12 protein-coding genes are annotated in these 18,555 nt (G+C 50.3%); 5 read left to right on the top strand and 7 right to left on the bottom strand.

Annotated features, from left to right (window positions below):
• Positions 1-296 precede the first annotated feature (296 nt).
• From O59_RS10775 to O59_RS10765, 3 genes are all read left to right on the top strand, one after another.
• The gene (locus O59_RS10775) at positions 297-2,849 is read left to right on the top strand and encodes an alpha-amylase family glycosyl hydrolase (RefSeq protein ID WP_007642500.1); all 2,553 of its coding nucleotides are present in this window, start codon (positions 297-299) and stop codon (positions 2,847-2,849) included.
• 441 nt (positions 2,850-3,290) lie between these two features.
• A complete protein-coding gene (locus tag O59_RS21020; RefSeq protein ID WP_081489711.1) occupies positions 3,291-4,643 on the top strand; it encodes a carbohydrate-binding protein in 1,353 nt (450 codons plus the stop codon).
• 273 nt (positions 4,644-4,916) lie between these two features.
• Positions 4,917-5,225 carry a chorismate mutase gene (locus O59_RS10765; RefSeq protein ID WP_007642494.1) on the top strand — a complete coding sequence of 103 codons (309 nt, stop codon included), beginning with the start codon at positions 4,917-4,919 and terminating at the stop codon, positions 5,223-5,225.
• 39 nt (positions 5,226-5,264) lie between these two features.
• Here the strand turns inward: O59_RS10765 and O59_RS10760 are convergent, their stop codons facing one another.
• From O59_RS10760 to argS, 4 genes are all read right to left on the bottom strand, one after another.
• Positions 5,265-7,418, bottom strand: coding sequence for a methyl-accepting chemotaxis protein (locus O59_RS10760; protein ID WP_007642493.1), 2,154 nt, complete (start codon positions 7,416-7,418; stop codon positions 5,265-5,267).
• 351 nt (positions 7,419-7,769) lie between these two features.
• Positions 7,770-9,344 carry a GDSL-type esterase/lipase family protein gene (locus O59_RS10755; RefSeq protein ID WP_157152550.1) on the bottom strand — a complete coding sequence of 525 codons (1,575 nt, stop codon included), beginning with the start codon at positions 9,342-9,344 and terminating at the stop codon, positions 7,770-7,772.
• A 290-nt stretch (positions 9,345-9,634) separates the two neighbouring features.
• A complete protein-coding gene (locus O59_RS10750; protein ID WP_040392201.1) occupies positions 9,635-10,312 on the bottom strand; it encodes a hypothetical protein in 678 nt (225 codons plus the stop codon).
• Between the two features lie 345 nt (positions 10,313-10,657).
• On the bottom strand, positions 10,658-12,397 hold the full coding sequence (gene argS, locus O59_RS10745) for an arginine--tRNA ligase (protein WP_007642489.1): 1,740 nt from the start codon (positions 12,395-12,397) through the stop codon (positions 10,658-10,660).
• 183 nt (positions 12,398-12,580) lie between these two features.
• Between argS and O59_RS10740 the strand changes: the two genes are divergently transcribed.
• Positions 12,581-13,375 carry an enoyl-CoA hydratase gene (locus O59_RS10740; protein WP_007642486.1) on the top strand — a complete coding sequence of 265 codons (795 nt, stop codon included), beginning with the start codon at positions 12,581-12,583 and terminating at the stop codon, positions 13,373-13,375.
• A gap of 30 nt (positions 13,376-13,405) precedes the next feature.
• Positions 13,406-14,224, top strand: coding sequence for an SDR family oxidoreductase (locus O59_RS10735; protein ID WP_007642485.1), 819 nt, complete (start codon positions 13,406-13,408; stop codon positions 14,222-14,224).
• 34 nt (positions 14,225-14,258) lie between these two features.
• Here O59_RS10735 and O59_RS10730 read toward each other — a convergent pair whose 3' ends face one another.
• The 3 genes from O59_RS10730 to O59_RS10720 form a co-directional block, all read right to left on the bottom strand.
• Entirely contained in the window at positions 14,259-15,743 is a 1,485-nt protein-coding gene (locus O59_RS10730) for a DUF5666 domain-containing protein (RefSeq protein WP_007642483.1), read from the bottom strand.
• Positions 15,740-16,645 (bottom strand): DUF6502 family protein, encoded by a 906-nt coding sequence (locus tag O59_RS10725; protein WP_151057039.1) that lies wholly within the window; start codon positions 16,643-16,645, stop codon positions 15,740-15,742. The genes O59_RS10730 and O59_RS10725 overlap by 4 nt, the downstream gene beginning before the upstream one ends.
• 125 nt (positions 16,646-16,770) lie before the next feature.
• On the bottom strand, positions 16,771-18,465 hold the full coding sequence (locus tag O59_RS10720) for a DUF5666 domain-containing protein (protein ID WP_007642481.1): 1,695 nt from the start codon (positions 18,463-18,465) through the stop codon (positions 16,771-16,773).
• Positions 18,466-18,555: the final 90 nt, after the last annotated feature.

Genomic DNA, 18,555 nt, shown 5'->3' with positions numbered 1-18,555 from the left:
GTTGGATGCATATGGAAGTGTTCACTAAAAAATCGGGCATGGTGAGCAGGTATTGGCACAAGTTTCCACCCAGTATAGTCAGCTTTACTGGTTTTATTAAAAAAATCCGGTGCTATGTGTAATCGTTTTCGCGCAAAACACATTGGCGTCGTAAGTTGTTTTGGATGAGTTTTGTGCAAAGGTGCATACGTATTCAGCTAATTTCTTATGCTTGAATACGTATGCAGCAATTTGCCTGTTCAGGCGATATCCCATCAAATGGCCGCTCCAATAATATTAATAACGGATAGGTCACTATGAAACACAAACTCGTTTTACTCTCATTTTTGTTGGCAACCACTGCCAGCGCACAGGCCGAATGGTTTTTGCGCGGCACGCATAATGCGTGGGCAGCAACCCAAATGAACCCTGCGGGCACCAATACGGTGGAACTCACGAATGTGGTTTTTTCCGCAGCAGGCAGTATTAAATTTGATCGCTACGGCAACTGGGCGGAAAGTTATGGAGTGGGCGGCCTTAACGGCAGCAATATTGCCGTGGCCCAAGGTACCTGGAACATCAAATTTTATACCGACACCAAAAACTGGAATATCAGTGCGGTAACACCTCCGGCGGCGTATCACTTGCGCGGCACGTTCAATGGTTGGGCAGAAGGCACCTTGTTAACCCGCGTCGGCACTAGCGATGTGTACGAAAGTTGCCAGCAATTTGTAAGTGGCGACGCCACTGGCGGCCCACGTTTTAAGGTGGACCCGAATGGCGGTTGGGGCAGCGATGCAGTGCCCGCAGCGGATTACACAGTTGCCGCTGGTTGGGTAAAAATCACTTTTAATGCGAGTTCAAAGGCAATCACCACCCAGCAAAATCTTGCGGCCAATTGTGGTAGCGCTACCACGTCGAGTTCGACATCCACCTCAACATCCACCTCAAGTTCATCCTCGTCTATTTCCAGTTCATCCAGCGCACCGCTCATCCCGTTCCACTTGCGTGGCACCCACAATGGTTGGGCTGAAGGCGACCTGTTTGTAACACCAGCGGGTACAAACCAACTGGAAACTTGCCGTAACTTCACTTCTGGCGACGCCAATGGCGGGCCGCGTTTCAAGGTGGATCGCAACGGCGCTTGGGGTGCAGATGCTTTCCCGGCAGCGGATCAAAGCGCGAGCGGTTGGACGCGTATCGTGATCAATACCAACACTAACAGCCTTGTTAGCGTTACCACGAATATGGCCGCTGATTGTGGTGCGGGCAGTTCCAGCTCTGTGTCTTCCTCGTCGTCCAGCAGCTCGAGCAGCAGCGTAGCCGTGGCTGATGATTTCCGTGCACGTACTATGTACTTTGTATTTGTGGATCGCTTTGCCAACGGCAATACCAACAACGACAACGGCACCAACCCTGTTGCGACTTCTTCAGTGAAGGGTGCGGGTGTTCAAAGCGAGTGGAAAAAGTATTGGGGCGGCGATATTGAAGGCTTGATCTCCAAGCTCGATTACTTGCAAGCATTGGGTGTGACCGCGATCTGGGTAACGCCGTTGGTGGATAACATCAATGTGGGCAATGAAGGTGGCTATCACGGTTACTGGGCGCGGGATTTCTACTCAGTAGACGAGCACCTGGGTGACTGGGCGTTGGTTGATGAGTTGGATGCACAAATGGAAGCCCGTGGTATGAAACTGGTGTTGGATATAGCCCTTAACCACTCCAACCAGGACGACCAATACGAATTCGGCGCGCTTTATAAAGAAGGTGCATTTATCACCGATTTCGCCAGTGGTAAAAATACCTGGTACAACGGTAACGGCGCGATTTCCGATTGTGGCGATACCAACCCGGCCACTACCTGTAATGGTGAGTGGGATGATCCCTGGTCGTTCCGTAACAAGAGCCTGTTCAACCTGACCGATTTCAAACACGGCACAACCAGCAATTCATTGGCGGATCAGTACTTGATCGACGCGGCGCTCAAGTGGATGGACCACGGTGTGGATGCCTTCCGTATCGATGCCATCAAACATATTGAGCCAAGCTTCATCAACCGTTTCAGTGCCGCTGTGCGCGCGAAAAAAGCCGACACCTATATTTTTGGTGAGTGGTACAACGCCGGTGCAGGCGATGCAGTTTCGATGGGCTTCCTTAATGAGCGTCGCGGTTCTGAACTGCTCGACTTTAAATTGCGCGATGCGATTGAAAATGCAGTGGCTGGCAATAGCACCATGATCAATCTGAGCAGCCACATCAGTTCACGTGCGGGTGCGATGAATGGGTTTGAAGACTTGCAAGCCATTTTCCTCGACAACCACGATGCCACCCGTACCAGTGTGTACCTGCAAACCTCGGGCATTACCAACCGTGGTCAAGGTAAGGGGATGAGTAAAGCCTTTGCCGATGCACGTCAGGATTTGGGCATGGCTTTGGTAATGACCTTACCCGGTATCCCGACTATTTATTACGGCTCTGAGCAAAACGTTACCTGGTTTACTGCAAACGCCGATGGTCAGGTAGGACACGACCCTTACAACCGCGAGCAGATGCCATCCTTCAGCCAGACCACGGCGGCGTTCAATATGATCAGTGCTTTGTCTGATCTGCGTAAAAATAGCCCCGCTATACAGCGCGGTAGTTATGCTGAGCGTTGGGTGAGTGCCGACGTACTGGTATTCCAGCGTCAGGAGGGCAGTGACTGTGCGGTGGTGGCCGTAAACCGTGGTGTATCTACTACTATTACGGTTCCCAACCTCTGTCTGGCAAACGCTGCTTACACCAGTAAAGTGGGTAGCGATGTGGTGAACGTGACCAGTGGTAGCGGTACGTTTAATCTGTCGCAAAATGAGGTGGTTGTGCTTCACTAAGGTGGTTTAAACCCCGTGAACAGAAAAGGGCGCTCCCTGTGGAGCGCCCTTTTTTTATGCTGTCGCCCTTGCTTCTGCTGATCAATCAGTGCCGATGTAAGTTTTGCCTAAGCTGGCACTCTGTGTTTATTTTTTAGTCTGCACCAATTTGAATTTTTGCGTGTTGTTTCTTTAAGGGACGGCAGGTGTTACTGCGCAAGAAAATAAAAAATAATTGTCACCCCCCTTAACAAATCGCGTATCACTTGGTTTTTTTTGTTACCTCAAAAGTGGGATTTTTTTATTGGCAAAGGTTCGATTATTTTTTTAATTTTTTTGCTACGGTTTTTGGTTTTTTTAAGCGACAAGCCCCCGATTGTAATCGCAGCAGCGCTTTATATACTGGTTCTCGCTGCAGCGACTGAAAGTAATTCCCTTCCTAATTCACGAGTAATAATAATCATGAATAACGTAACTCTATTGAAAAAAAGCGCTTGGGTGGCCTTGGCCTGCCTTGGGTTGTCCACCTCGGCGGGTGCCGTAGTATTTCAAGCTGAAAATTACAACGCTTTTTACGACACCACACCGGGCAATACCGGTGGTGCCTATCGCGGTGATGCAGTGGACATTGAGGCCACTAGCGATACCGGTGGCGGTTATAACGTAGGTTGGATCGCCCAGGGCGAATGGCTTGCCTATAACAACTTAACCATTCCCACCAGTGGCAACTACACAGTGCGTATGCGAGTAGCCTCCGCTTCTGGTGCCACCGCTTCAGTGGATTTGAATGGCGGTGCGATTCAATTGGGCAGTTTTGCTATTCCCGCGACTGGTGGTTGGCAAAATTGGACCACCGTTAGCCGCACGGTAAATTTGAATGCCGGCACTTACAGCCTAGGCGTGTTTGCACAAACCGCGAATTGGAATTTCAACTGGATCGAAGTTGTCGCCGAGGGTACCAATAACCCCAATTTACCCACGGCTTATTCTGGCTATACCGGGGTTTACTCGGGTTATACCTTAAAGTTGGATGAACGTTTCAATAGCCTCAATACCGCAATTTGGGCGAAGGGAGATGGCGCTGTGGGTGGTGAATCTATCTGCCGCTTCCAACCTCAAGGTGTGCAAATCGTAAATGGTAATTTGGAGTTGGTGGTGCGCAATGAATACGTGCCCGGCAGTTATTCCTATGACCACAAATCGGAGAAAGGCCCCTACAACTATTCGTGCGGTGAGTTGCGCACGGTACCTTCCAAACGTATCAAATATGGCCGTATTGAAGCGCGTATAAAAGCACCGGCACGGTCGGTTGCGACGGGCTACATCTCTTCACTATTCACCTATAAACACGAAGGCTCTCCGCGGGAGTGGGAAGAAATTGATGTGGAGCTGGAAGGCGGTCGCCCGGATAAATTTCAAGCCAACCTGATTTACGGTGTCAATGTTGTAGATTGGAACGGTACTCGCCAATGGGGCGCGTGGGAGCACAAAATTGATATAGCACCAGCAGACCAATGGCGCGTTTATGCGATCGATTGGACACCTACAGGTATCAAGTGGTTTGTAGATGGCGTGCTGGTAAAAACCTTGAATCAGGATTGGATCGACTGCAACCCATCCTGTGTGCCGCCCCAGGTTTCTTACACGCCGATTCCCAACGACCTGACCGAACTGATGATGAACTTCTGGATTCCTAACGATGGTATTCAGGATGCGTTTGGTGGTAACAAGTATGGCAACGTTTATCCCATGGTTACCCAGTACGACTGGGTTCGGATTTACCAGTTAAATAGCCATCCACTGACTAATTGGTAACCTGGGTAAAGCGATAAAGATTATTCAATGTATGTAGCGGCACGGGGTATTTACCGCGTGCCGTTTTTTTATGGGTGAAAAAAGTGGGGCAGAGTAGCTATCACTTAGTGTTGTTTGAGTGTTGTTTTGCCGTGGGGAATTCCCACTTAACTGTTTTTGTAGCGATGATTAATAAAAACAACAAAGTGGGACGATTTGTTGTGCAAGCCTAGGTAAGTTTAAGCCTGACTATTTGCTTGTCGCTAACAATAACCTGTAAACCGGATCTCCCTGATGGAAATTACTAACGAATTTACCCCCGAAGAATGCGCCACCATGAGCGATATCCGCACCGAGATTGATGTGCTCGACCGCGGTATTATCAGTTTGATTGGCCAGCGCTCTAAATATTTGGAGGCGGCGGTGAAGTTTAAAACCGCTGATGTAACGGTGCGTTCGCCTGAACAAATCAAAACCATGCTGCAACAGCGGCGCGAGTGGGCGAATGCCGAGGGAGTTAATCCGGATATTATTGAAAAAATCTATACCGATCTGGTTAACCATTTTATCCAGAGCGATTTACAACCTGTGCAGCCGGAGTAACTCCGGCGCTGTGGTGGTAGTGGGGCTTGAGCATGAGGTTTACCGCGAGCTGACCTGAAATTCCCCTGCCAGCTGGTGTAATTTGGTGGCAGTATTTTTCAGGCGATCCGAACTGGTTTGCAGGGCGCGCACCACTTTGCTCATGGTGTTGTTGGCGCTACTCAGTTCACGCACCTGTTCGCCGTGTTGCTGGCTGTTTTGGTCGATATGGTGAATGGTGTTAAACATACGTTCGACAATAGCGTGCAGCGGTGAATTGTCACTCGATGCCTCCTCCGCCAAACGCAAGCTGCGATCTACCCCGGCGACGCTGGTTTCCATATAGGCTGCCGCGCGTTGGGATTCACTGCGAATCGCTTCAATTTTTTCCCCGATTTCTTGCGCTACCCCCGCCGTGCGCGCCGCAAGACTGCGCACTTCATCGGCCACCACCGAAAAACCGCGCCCGTGCTCACCGGCCCGCGCCGCTTCAATGGCGGCGTTAAGTGCAAGCAAATTGGTTTGGCTGGTAATGTCGCTGATCAGCGAAATCATATTGCCAATTTCAGCGGTGCGTTCATTCAGGGTGTGAATGGTGCGCGCGGAGTTATCCACCACATCGCGAATACTCTGGGTGCCGGTGCGCACCGACTCAAATTGGGTGCGCGCCTGCTGCACCACTTGCTCCATCATCTTTTTCATATCAGTCGCGGTACCGGAGGCATTACTGATTTCCTGCAACTGCTCGCTGACTAACAGCAACATTTTATCCATCGCCACCGATACAGAAGTGGATGACTCGTTAGCGTGATTGTTGTGGCTTAACAACCGGTCACTATTTTTCATTACCTCATCAGCCGCGCGAATTACCTCACCGACAATATGATCCAGGTTGTCGATAAAACTGTTGGTCCAGCGCCCTAAGTCTCCGCTCTCATCGTTGGCTAATTTTTTGGTGTCCAGGCGCTGCTGCAAATTGCCACCACCCTCGGCGATGGCGTGAATTACTTCGGTCATTTTCCCCAACCGACGCGCCAGTTTGCGCGGCCCGCGCTGGTAAAAAATAAATCCGCCGATGCTTAATACCAACAGTGTCAGCGCATTAATAAGGCTGTTGGGCAGGTTGCTGAAATAATCCAGTGCCAAATTAGTGGCGACACCGGCACCCACACAGGCGCTGTAAATACTCATCAATTTAAAACCGAGTGAACGGTGGCGATAAGTCTCTTCCAAATCCGCTTCACACATCATGCCCCAGGTGTCGGGCGAGCCTTGCAAATTAAAGGTCACACCTTTGCCTACCACCGGAATATGGCGATAGTCCGAGTAGCCCGGGTAGGTGACAAACAAATTACTGCCTTTGCGAATGGTTTCGCGCACGCCGGGATGAAGTTGGTTGGTGGCAGGGTCGGTAAAACGAATTTCAAATTCGGTGTGCTGTTGGATTTTCACCGCACCCCAATTGGTGTGAATACCGGAGCGAAGGTTTTCACCATGGGAAAAGGTATTGTCTTCAAAACGCGAGCGGGAGAGGGCGGTACCACTTTTGATGGTTGGGTCAAACACCGACTTCACCATAAACAAATAGTTATCGCCGGACTCGCTAAAAATATGCCCCGCTTCGCGCTGGATTAAATCGCCCAATACATCATTGGGAATGCGCGCGCACAAACAGCCTTTATTGCCATCGCTCAGGGTGATAGGCAAATAAAACATCAGTGTGACCTGGTCATGAAACGATGAGCCGCGCTTGCCGATGGTCAGGGTTTGCGGGTCTTTGTAGGGGCCGTGTAAAAAAGCCTGTGACAAACCGGCGCTGACGGCGTTGGGCACCAAATCCTGTGCGCCGATCCGCGCGGCATAACTGGATGCGAGAGTTTTGCCCTGCCGGTCAATCACAAATAATTCGATGCAATCGCCCATAGAAGAAAGGCTTTTGCGCAAAATATTGTCGTAACTGTCATCTAACAATTGCAGCTGGCCACTGCAGGATTCCAATTGTGCCCACTGCCGTTTTACCCATTGCTGCAAAAGTTTAATCCGCGTGCTGGCGATGCTCTCAAAGGTCTGTTCCATGATGGGGTAACGGCTGCGGTTCAACCAGCAGGCCCAGCCCATGGCCAGCTTGCCGGTTTTACCAAACCATGGCAGCCAGGCGCGCTCGGCGGCGGAAAGGGGCATTAAAGCGCTTTGTAAAAAAGTCGGTTTGGACATGAATCGCGTCACTCGTCTTTGGGTAGTAGTAGGTTTTATCGCCGCCCATTACTGGCTTTTTCAGCTCTGACTTTCGAGGCGGTCACTGTCCTTGCAGGTTATTCGATGTGGTATTTGGTGCCATATGCAGAATATGCGCCATCTGACTACAAGCGAGTGATTATGCGAACTTGCCGGATAATTAAGGCTCTTTAATGGGGCGGTTATGGATTTATTTTGGTGCGCTTATTATTTATTTGCACCAAAAGTGTGATTTTTTGGTGGGGTATTTGGTGGGTAAGTACACAAGCCCACTATTAATAGGGCTTGTGTCACGTGGGCTATTTTTTATCTATGGATAAAAATGCCCGTTTATTGTGCTTTAAGTTTTTCGGCTAATGCTTTTAATGCGGGGTTGCTGTTAATCAATTCAACGCTGAGTTTGGTCATCACCTCGGCGCCATTTTTTTGGAAGTGGGTGCCGTCCGGCAATTGTGGGCTGCCGCCCATGGTTTCGGTGTAATAGGGGTTAACACGCTTATCCACCACCAGCCAATAACTTTTCCAGCCGGGGTCGCCAACCTGATTGGCAAACCGGATGCTTGCTGTACCTAAATCAATCAGCGGCAATTGTTCGGTGCGTGCCAAATCCATAATGGTTTGGCGGTAATCGCCTACAAATGCGTAGTTGCTGCCGGGCTTGTGCTGGGTAACATGGCTATGGACTACGGGAGTAGTTTGTTCACCCTTGGCATTTTTAATGCGCGCCGTAGGGGTGAATAACACCGGAATCGCACCGCGCTCGCGGGTGATGTTCACGTAGCGCTGCAGTGAATGATAAAAAGATAATTCTGGTTTGCCCGCAGGATGCTGGATTTTCCCCGTAGCATTATTGGGGTAGGTGCACAGGTTTTGCACATCGGCAATGCCGCGCTCGGGGCGGGCGGAATCGCAACTTTGATCATTGTGGCCGTGGTTGATAAATACATAATCGCCTGGTTGGATAAGTTGCTCCATCTGTGCAAACCAGCGGCCGTTATAAAAATCCCGCGAGCTGCGGCCAGCGCGTGAACCTACAATTACTTTCACATTGGCTTCTGTTTTAAATTCCCGCTCCAGCATTTGCGCCCAACCCATGCGCGGGAAACGCAATTGTTCATACACGGCGGAGGTGGAATCACCCACCACAAAAATACGGATTGCGGCATTGTGGATGGCCTGCTGCTCAGCGCGAGCGTGGGCAAAATCAAAGGGTTCGTAAGCGCCGCTATTCATCAACCCCACCAGCGGGCGAAAGCCCACATCGCTCAACGTGGTGTGCCCGGTTTGGCCGCTGTTGTTGTCATAATTGCGGTTGTGGTTGAGCAAACTGAGCATTTCCACCAGTTGTGCATTGCGGTGGATAGGGTAGGTGGCTGGGTCAAAGTTGGCGGTCTTGTTCACACCGGCAAGCGCCAGTGCCTGAGCAAAAGCCTGCTGCATATAGCTGCGCGCCTGCGCGATAACGGCTGGATCCAGTGCATTAATTTTGGCGCTATCTACCCATTGTTGCGGGCCGATAAAACCTTGTGCGACGGCAACATCCGACGCTATGCGATCAGTCAGTGGGTTAATATTGGCTATTTGAGTTGGTGCCAGTTTTTCAATTACCGCTGCCAGACAAACGGGGCGCAGCTGTGCGTTTTGGCTGCAGTATTTTGCATCGCCACCACTCACCACTGACACTAATAAGGGCGCTTGCAACGCAGTACGTGAAAACTCATATTCACCCTGCATATTGGTGATGGTGTGTAATTGGGTTCCCCTCGCATCAATCAGGGTGATTTTGGCGTTGGCGAGCGGTGTTTTTTCAAAGGCAATACCGCTAATGCGGCTTTCGGGCTGGGTTGATTGGCAGGCAGAAAGGGCGCCGCACAGGGCGAGCAATACAAAAGGCAATCTCTTCATAATGTTTAAATTCATTTATTTTAAAAACGAAAAAGCACACTCACACAGCAAACTCATTTAAAGCCACTGTTGTTGGAGTTGCTAATGATGAAGGAATTGTTAAATACCAGTGCCGAGCGCAGCGATTATTGTTTAGCTACGAGCTATCAGTGATGAGCTGTTTGTTATCGCTTGGGTATAACTTACCAATAAAATCAAAAAAATCCCACCGATAAAGTGTATAGAAAATTTAACAAATACAACTAAACAACAATATCGATGGATTTACTCGCCGAATGATAAATCGAAAATTATCGCGTTACCGGTTGGCGACCAATTCGTCGACAAAAAAGCCCCGCTAAGGCTAGTGAAAATAAAACGAAGGGCACAGGTTCAGGTACAGATCTGGATTCAAATGTCAGGTTGTCGATATAAGGGCCTGTGCGTAAGCTAAAAAGAGAGGAAATGTGCAGGCTTTTTATTCCTTCGGTTGCCGTGAAGGATATTAACTCCCCTGGAATGTAAGGTGTGCTGGTTTCTTCAGTGCCTTGCCATCCCGAACCTACATGAGTAAACAGATAATCATTTTCTCCATAAACTGCAATAAAAATAGCGTCTTCGTTTACGGAAAATGCATTGAAACTAATGAAGTTCGGCAGTGTTCCCACAAAACTCAATGAAATTCCGTTAAATCCCTGCACGCCATTGCGGTTAGTGCCATCGGGTAATACGCCGCCAATTAACCAGCTACTATCACCATTAAAAATTAATCCCTGTGACGCATATTCATTGCTGAGTACATGGCCACAAAGACAACCATCAAATGGTTCTGCTGGGAGCGCAGTAATGTCATCAAAATCGATAAAGACCGCATGTACGTGATGAGAAATTGTACTCATGGAAATGATCAACAGCGCAGATGCGATTGCAGATGATAGCTTGGGGTACAGATACGATTGGGTGAATTGTTTTGCCTTGGATACAAACATAAACGCCTCCTTCAAATTCATCAAAGTTAACAAAAACCAGCGGTTATTCCTGTTCCGGTTTTTGCAAGGTGAAGTACGTCGAAAATACAGCGTGTTCAATTTCTATTTCAGCGGGCGGCAGCTCGTGCCTGTCACAATCTGGCAGATCGTCTTGCCGTTGTATAGCGTTTTGTGTTGAAGGAAATATTTTGGCGGGGAAGTAATCAAAATTTTATTTACTATTGCGATGCAATTGAAATGAAATAATTTTTTTGAAAGTTTAGACGACAACATTACCTTCCTTGGCGTTGTTTTCATGAGCGGTATATTAATAGTTATTCGTTACTGCGCGGGAAATTCTGCGAATTACATGCGCTCCATTACTTCAATACCCAACAAATCCAAACCTTGCGCAATGGTTTTTGCAACCAAATGGCACAAACGTAAACGGCTGTCGCGCAATTCTGGTGCAATGCCATCTTTCAAAATGGGGCAGGCTTCATAAAAACTCATATACAAACTGGCAATGTCATACAGATAAGTACAGAGCAAATGCGGCATAGCTTCGCGCGCCACTTGATCCAATACTTCGCTGAATTGCAGCAATTTAATCGCCAGGGTTTTTTCTTGCTCGGTGCCAATAATCAGCGCCGCTTGCAGCGACTCCGGGCTCACCCCCGCTTTGCGGAAAATACTTTGCACGCGCGTATAGGCGTATTGCAAATAGGGTGCGGTATTGCCTTCAAAGCTGAGCATGGATTCCCAGCTAAATACGTAATCGTTGGTGCGGGTTTTACACAAGTCGGCGTATTTCACTGAGCCAATGCCCACTTTGCGGCCAATCTCGGCCACTTCATCGGCGCTGAGGTCAGTTGTTTTTTCGCTGACCAATGCGGTCGCACGCTCAACGGCTTCGGTTAATAACTCGGCCAGTTTTACTGTGCCGCCGGTGCGGGTTTTAAAGGGTTTGCCGTCGCTACCCATCATGGTGCCGAAGGCTAAATGTTCCAGGCTGACAGAATCATCTACAAATTTTGCTTTGCGTGACAGAGTAAATACTTGCTGCATATGCAGCGATTGGCGCGCATCAATAAAATACATAATGCGCTTTGCTTTTAACGTGTTTACGCGATAACGCAGCGCCGCTAAATCGGTAGTGGCATACAAAAAACCACCGCCTTGTTTTTGAATAATCACCGGCGATGGGTTGCCTTCTTTGTCGGCCAGTTCTTGCAGGAATACGACTTGTGCACCATCGCTTTCTACTGCAAGACCTTGCGTTTGTAATTCATTAACCAGCGGTTCCAAGTCGTTGTTGTAAAAACTTTCACCGCGCACATCGCTGTCTTTTAAGGTGACGTTGAGCTGCTGATAAATCTCGCTGGAGTGATGCAGGGAAATCGTTTTGAATTGTTCCCAGAGTTTTAACATCTGCGCGTCGCCACCTTGCAAACGCACGACATACTCGCGCGCTTTGTTGGCAAAGTTTTCATCGTCATCAAAATGTTTTTTGGCTTGCTGGTAAAACACTTCCAGATCTTTGAGTGCCATGGCGTCATCGCCTTTGGCTCCCAATTGCTCTTCAAGCTCGGCAATCAACATTCCAAATTGGGTGCCCCAATCACCCACGTGATTTTGGCGAATCACATTGTGGCCCTGGAACTCCAGCAGGCGCGCCAGTGAGTCGCCAATAATCGTGGAGCGCAAATGGCCTACGTGCATTTCTTTGGCGAGGTTGGGGCCGGAATAATCGATGACTATGTTTTGGGCATCCGCGACCTGCTCAACCTGCAGGCGTGCGTCGCTTTGCGCTTTGGCGATTTGCTCGCCCAACCACTGTGGGTTGAGGTCGATATTGATAAAACCGGGGCCGGCGATTTCCAGCTTTTCGGCTATGCCGTCTAACTCAAGTGCGGCGACAATTTTAGCGGCCAGCTCACGCGGGTTAGTACCCATCGCTTTGGCTGCGCCCATGGCGCAGTTGGCTTGGTAGTCGCCAAAACCGGCTTTTTTACCGGGTGCAATCAGTGCGGGCAGGCCAGCGGGAACGCCCACGGCAGTCATCGCAGCAAGGACTTTTTGATTCAGTAATTCGCGGATATTCATAAAGTTGGGGAATCGCTAGAGGCTAAAGAATTAAGGGCGAGAATTGTACCCGCCACTGCTGGGGCTTGCCATCTTTTATCCGGGGGAGGCATGAGCGGCCCCCTTGGCTATACTCATCCCTGAACTTATTGCCAGTAATGAACCTATTACTATTGCCGAACATGTTTTTCACAGGATCTGATAATGACAGCCAATAACGACCCCCTAAGCTCTTGTTCACAAATTGCGGCTCAGCTTGACCAGCGGGTGCTTACCCTGAGTTTCAATCGCCCTGAACGAAAAAATGCACTGACCCTGGCGATGTATTCCGCACTGGCGGAGTTAATCACTCATGCGCAAAGCAATGCGCAGGTGCGCGTCATTGTGCTTACGGGCAGCGATGAGTTTTTTACCGCCGGCAATGATTTGATGGATTTTATGAATGAGCCGGATATTCACCCCAATCACCCGGTGGTACGTTTTATCGATGCGTTGCGCTTGTGTAAAAAGCCCGTAGTCGCGGTAGTGCGCGGCCATGCGGTGGGTATTGGCACAACCATGTTGCTGCACTGTGATTTGGTGTATGCCGCTGACGATGCGCGCCTGCAAATGCCATTTGTGAATTTGGGGTTGTGCCCGGAATACGCCAGCAGTTATTTGGTGCCGCGGTTGGTGGGCCAGCAAAAAGCGGCGGAGATTTTTTTACTGGGCGAAGCCTTTAGCGGCGCAGAAGCGGAAGCGATGGGCATAGTGACTAAAGCGGTACCTTGGGACGAACTCACCGAATACGCCCGCGAGAAAATCACGCGCCTCGCGCAACAGCCACCCAGTGCGGTGCAGCGCAGCAAAGCTTTGTTGCGTGCCGGTACGCTCGCCGCGGTAGAGGCATCGCTCAGTGCGGAATATGCCGGTTTTGCGGAGGGCTTGGCTTCTGCAGAATGTAAAGAATCGGTCACCGCGTTTTTTGAAAAGCGTGCGCCGGATTTCTCGCGTTTTTAATGCAATTGGTATTTATCACTGGAAATAATTATGGCTATTTCATTCGATTTCAAACATAAAAATGTACTGGTAGTCGGTGGCACCAGCGGCATTAATCGCGGTGTTGCTGAAACCTTTGCCAAAACGGGCGCACGGGTTGCCGTAGTGAGCCGCTCACAAGAAAAAGTGGATGCGACCATTCAATCGCTAAAAGCCTGCGGCGCAGCTGATGCACGCGGTTTTGCTGCTGACGTGCGCGAAGTTGATGCTATTAAATCCGGTATCGATGCTATCGCCGCCGACTGGGGCAAGTTGGATGTAGTGGTTTCAGGCGCGGCCGGAAATTTCCCAGCCTTGGCGATGGGGATGTCGCCCAATGGTTTTCGCTCGGTAATTGAAATCGACCTGCTCGGCACTTTCCATGTGATGCAGGCTGTTTATCCGCACCTGCAAAAACCGGGGGCTTCCATTATTAATATCTCCGCACCGCAAGCGGAGATTCCCATGGCAGGGCAGAGCCATGTATGCGCCGCCAAAGCGGGCGTGGACATGATTACCCGCACTTTGTGTCTGGAGTGGGGCGCAGAGGGCATTCGTATTAACTCGGTAATTCCCGGCCCGATCGATAATACCGAGGGTATGAACCGTTTGGCGCCGAATGAAAAAATCCGTGCGGCGGTGGTTAAATCTGTGCCTTTACAGCGTATGGGCAGCACGGATGATATCGCCAACGCCTGTTTATTTCTCGCGTCGGATTTTGCCAGCTACATCAGTGGAGCAGTAATCCCGGTAGATGGCGGTTGGGCACAGGGTGGAGCGGCAATGGTAGGGGCAGGCTTAGCGGAGATGCTAAAAAAATCCCCGGCGTGAGCCGGGGATTTTGCATTACCAGGCTGCATTGATGCTAATCATCATCCCCTAAATCCTCATCTTCCAACTCGATTTGACTGGCGTAAAACTCGCCGTTGATTGTATTGCCGCGGACTTCAATTTGCTGGTTGAGGGCGATCAGGTAGAAAGCGGTTGGCGTGAGCGGCTCGCCGTCACCGCCGGTAATTTGTGTGTCTGCGGTGGTGTAAATTTTGCGGCCAAAGAGAATGAAATAATCCGCCCCTATACCGCTAATAACACCTTCAAATTCGCGCCCCTCATCGCCATCATCATCCACGTCACGACGTTCAATTTTGGTGGCGATGAACCCATCGGCAGTGGAATAACCCGTAACCTCCACTAAGTCACCAAGGTTTAGGCTGGCCAGATTAAAACGGCGCACGTCCAATTGTTTATCTTCATAGCGGGTTTGTTTGTTGGTGCTGATGGCGATGCCGTCCACCTCGAGTAACCCGCTGATAATACCGTTGTTGTTGCCTATGCTGCTGCTCAGGTTGATAGCAGTGACGGTACCGTTAATTTTGTTGTTGCTGTCCTGCTCAAACTCCACGTCACTTGCCACCAACGCACCGTTGCTATTTACCGTGCCTTCAACTTCTACCTTGGCGCCTAAACGCAGGTCACTGCGGGTGCCGTTTTCAAAGCGGGTTTGATTGGTGGTGGTGGCGCTTATGCCGTCCACATCAAAATCGGTGGCGGATGCAAAACGGGTAATAAAACCTTCTATATCGGCACTATCCAAATCCCGTGACAGGGTTTTGTTCAGGCCGATCACCAGACTTGCCTGTAATTGGTTGTTGTTCATTACACCAATAACAGTGACCCGTGCGCCGTTGATAAAACGGTTGCCTTCCAAATTGATGAGTTGCGCACCGCTGTAATCCACACTGGTGCCGCTCAGGTTAAAACTAGTACCGGTCAAGTTGGCAATTTGCCCAGTGAGCTGCAGTGATTCGCTGCTGGATAACTCGATGCGGCTAGCGTTGATACTGCCATCGGCAGCCACGGCGCCGCTCACCAGAACGCGTTGCCCCAAGGTGAGGCCAGCGAGTGATGCGGGTTTGATGGCGGCATCAAACAGGGTGTTATTGGTGACCTGAATCGTTTTACCTAACACTACCAGGGTTTTAGCTGCCGGGTTGAGCGCGGTAATTTCACCCACAATACTGGGGATAAATTCAATTTTGTCAGCGCTGGTTTTGCCGTTACGGGTGGTGCCAGTCACGCTCACGCGATAGCCCACTCGCAGTTCACTTTCCGTTGCGCGCTGGCCATTAATCAGCACCTCGGCATTGTCTGATTCATATTTAACGCCGTTGACAATCACGCTGCCAAAACCGTCGATGGTGCCATTGGTATTGCTACTGGCAACCGGGGCGCCGCTACCGTCGATACCGGCGGTTTGTGAGCCGCCTGAACCACCGCAACTCGCCAAGAGTGCGGCAGTGAGCAGGGCAAAAAAGTGTCGGGGTATAAGTTGACGGGATACAAAAATCATTGCTGCTCTCCATCATCGTTTGCATCGCCTTCTGCTGGCGTTTCGGGTTCGATGAGATTGCTAAATAAATAAGCACCTACACCCAGGCGCCAGTGGGGCGCGTCGCTGGGTAGGTCAGTTTGTTCATGCTGGCTGAGCCAGGCGTCGATTCGCTCCAAAAAGGCCTGGCCTTCCTGTTCTACAAATTGCTGGAAATCGACGGCGGTATCCAGTGGCATACGGGTGTTACTGGCGCGCCGTTCAAAGCGCAGCGCCTGTTGCGCGCGCAGTGGGGCTGGCGCGCGCGCCGACAGTTTTTCAGTATTGGCTTTGTAAATATTGTGATGCAGGGTGCTGCCAATATCTTGCAATACGCTGCCCGCACGCAGCAGCGCACCCGGGTCAGATTGCGCAGGCACAAAATAGCGTTTGGTCGCAATCACCTTGTCATCGGCGAGGGTTTCGACCACGCCCACGCGTTTTAATTCTTTTAGCAGTGCACTGGCGGGAAAGTCGCCACCATAGCGCCGCACCAACAGCGCAAAACTCTGCTCTTCTCCTTCTACCTGAAGCGCTTGTGGTTGGTTCTGCGAAGTACAAAAATCCGGGTCTTGGTGCCAGGCGGATAACAGGCGGGTGAGTCGGTCTTGGTGCTGTTGGCTCTGCTCACTTTGCGTGTTGGATTGCATGGCTTCTTTAATGCGTGCGACTTCTTTGCGATCTATGCCGGTGAGCATAGCGACACGGGAGAGGTTGGTATCGCGCCCGCGAATACCAAATTCGTCGGTGGCGACTTGCACATAAAGTTGTTTGCAGATTAACGCCAGGTCTTTGTGGGTCACACCGTTGCGCAGCAATATTCCAATAATCGGCTCCATGAGTTGCCGACAAGCGGATAGTGCTGTGTCTTTGGGTGTGGTCATAAAGTTTTCGCTGGTAATCGTTGGGAATAGGGCTGCGAAATCTACCAGAATTAAACGGAAAAAACCCCCTGCGCCGCAGGTGCAAACGCAGAGGGAAAGGTGTAGTCGTTACAACTCCAGGTTAATTACGCTGCGCTACTACTGCTTGCGCTACTGGTTGAATCGTCATCATCACTGGAACTGCTGCTTTCACTGCTAGCTTCTTCGCTGCTGGCAGAGCTACTGCTCTCGCTGCTAGTTTCTGCGCTGCTACTCTCACTGCTCTCACTGCTCTCACTGCTCTCACTGCTCTCACTGCTCTCACTACTGCTGCTGGAACTACTATCATCATCGTCGTCGTTGATGTCATCGTCTTCCACTTCGATTTTGATGGCGGTAGCCACACCGTTTTGTGTTAAGGCTCTTACTTCTACTTCCAGGCCCAGTGCTGCGGCAAGGAACAGGTCAAGGTTGGCAAAGCCTTCAATATGGGTGAGCGGTGAGACTTGAATCTCCTGGCCTTCTACAGTGATGGAATTGATACCTACGGCTTCAACTACGCCTTCAATTTCCAGCTTCCAATCGTCGTTGCCAAAAGCGTGCGGATTGTGGCGCTCAATACGGCTGGCGATATTACGTTCCGCTGTAGTCGCGGTAGCGGCAATGGTGTAACCACGCACGTGCAACGTGTCGCCGGTCATTAAGTCTTCAAGGTCAAAGAAGCGCACTTTTGAACGGCTGCGATCATTAAAGCTGGTGTCCTCATTGATCTCAAAGGTAATGCCGTTCACCACAATGCTGTTGGCGATCAGGTCAACAGATTCCAGCAAACCCTTGTTGCTGATTTTGGCGCGGTAATTCAGTTCAATTTCTTCTGCGACCAGATTTTGGTTTGCATCCAGTTGGCCTTCTACTTCTACCATTACACCGTCAACCAAATCCGCAGGAACACCATCGTCGAATTCGGTATTAGTATTGATGAGCACCAGAATGCCGTTAATAGTGAAACTGACACCGGGAATTAAATCGGCAACTGGCCCACTCAGGGTGATTTCAATATTGTCGTCATCATCAAAATCATCGCTGCGTTTAAAGCCTAGGTGGCTAGGATGCAAATTGCCGCGGGCGATAAACAGGGTGCCGTCAAAGTCGCCTACTACCCGCAGTTTCAAACCGTCTTCCAAGACCGCACCGCGCAGTGCAGCGAGGGTTGCATTGCTGTAGTCCACCAGGGTGCCGTTGATCAAAAAGGTTTTGTTCACTGTATCCAATGCGCTGATTACACCGGACAGTTGGAATGCGTCGTCGTCATCTTCCCAATCAATACGCGTTGCCACCATCACTCCCTCGCTATTCAAGTAGCTGCTGACTTCGATAATGTCGCCCACTTTCAATTGGCTGGCAGTCATGTCGTCGTCATAAAAAGTGTCGGCGGTGAGCAGGATGGTTTGGCCAAGTGCTACCAAGACGCCGGCTTCCAGGTCGATGCTGGAAATTGGGCCAACCAGTTGGGTCTCGCCTTCAAGTTTGCTCGCTTTACCGCTTTTGCCATCGGCGTTGACTGTGCCGGTGATGCGCACTATTTGGCCTACTTTCAAGTCGGACTCAACCAGTGTTTTGCCGTCCACATCGATATTGGCGCTGCCCACATCGTAGTGCACGCCGTTAACAATCACGCTGCCAAACCCGGTCACCATGCCTTGGGTAACTTCAGTTTTAGCCGCTGCAGGAGCGCTACTACTGCCGTTATTGGCGGCGGGTGTGCTGCTACCACCGCTGCCGCCACCGCAGGCAGCAAGCAATAAGCTGATCATCAGGGGGGAGAGTTTGGTGTATTTCATGGTCGTTACCTCGTTTATAGATGCCCGTTGGCTCAGTTAAATTCCATATTTGGTATGTTATTTACCAATTATGGTTTTTGATGTGAGGTA

It is taken from the genome of Cellvibrio sp. BR (assembly GCF_000263355.1).
Lineage (GTDB): Bacteria > Pseudomonadota > Gammaproteobacteria > Pseudomonadales > Cellvibrionaceae > Cellvibrio.
This window is presented reverse-complemented; position numbering and strand designations above follow the sequence as displayed.

Bases quoted from the DNA above. Each gene is read 5' to 3' on its own strand.
- O59_RS10775 (WP_007642500.1), top strand. From the start codon at position 297: ATGAAACACAAACTCGTTTTACTCTCATTTTTGTTGGCAACCACTGCC.
- O59_RS21020 (WP_081489711.1), top strand. From the start codon at position 3,291: ATGAATAACGTAACTCTATTGAAAAAAAGCGCTTGGGTGGCCTTGGCC.
- O59_RS10765 (WP_007642494.1), top strand. From the start codon at position 4,917: ATGGAAATTACTAACGAATTTACCCCCGAAGAATGCGCCACCATGAGC.
- O59_RS10760 (WP_007642493.1), bottom strand. From the start codon at position 7,418: ATGTCCAAACCGACTTTTTTACAAAGCGCTTTAATGCCCCTTTCCGCC.
- O59_RS10755 (WP_157152550.1), bottom strand. From the start codon at position 9,344: ATGAAGAGATTGCCTTTTGTATTGCTCGCCCTGTGCGGCGCCCTTTCT.
- O59_RS10750 (WP_040392201.1), bottom strand. From the start codon at position 10,312: ATGTTTGTATCCAAGGCAAAACAATTCACCCAATCGTATCTGTACCCC.
- argS (WP_007642489.1), bottom strand. From the start codon at position 12,397: ATGAATATCCGCGAATTACTGAATCAAAAAGTCCTTGCTGCGATGACT.
- O59_RS10740 (WP_007642486.1), top strand. From the start codon at position 12,581: ATGACAGCCAATAACGACCCCCTAAGCTCTTGTTCACAAATTGCGGCT.
- O59_RS10735 (WP_007642485.1), top strand. From the start codon at position 13,406: ATGGCTATTTCATTCGATTTCAAACATAAAAATGTACTGGTAGTCGGT.
- O59_RS10730 (WP_007642483.1), bottom strand. From the start codon at position 15,743: ATGATTTTTGTATCCCGTCAACTTATACCCCGACACTTTTTTGCCCTG.
- O59_RS10725 (WP_151057039.1), bottom strand. From the start codon at position 16,645: ATGACCACACCCAAAGACACAGCACTATCCGCTTGTCGGCAACTCATG.
- O59_RS10720 (WP_007642481.1), bottom strand. From the start codon at position 18,465: ATGAAATACACCAAACTCTCCCCCCTGATGATCAGCTTATTGCTTGCT.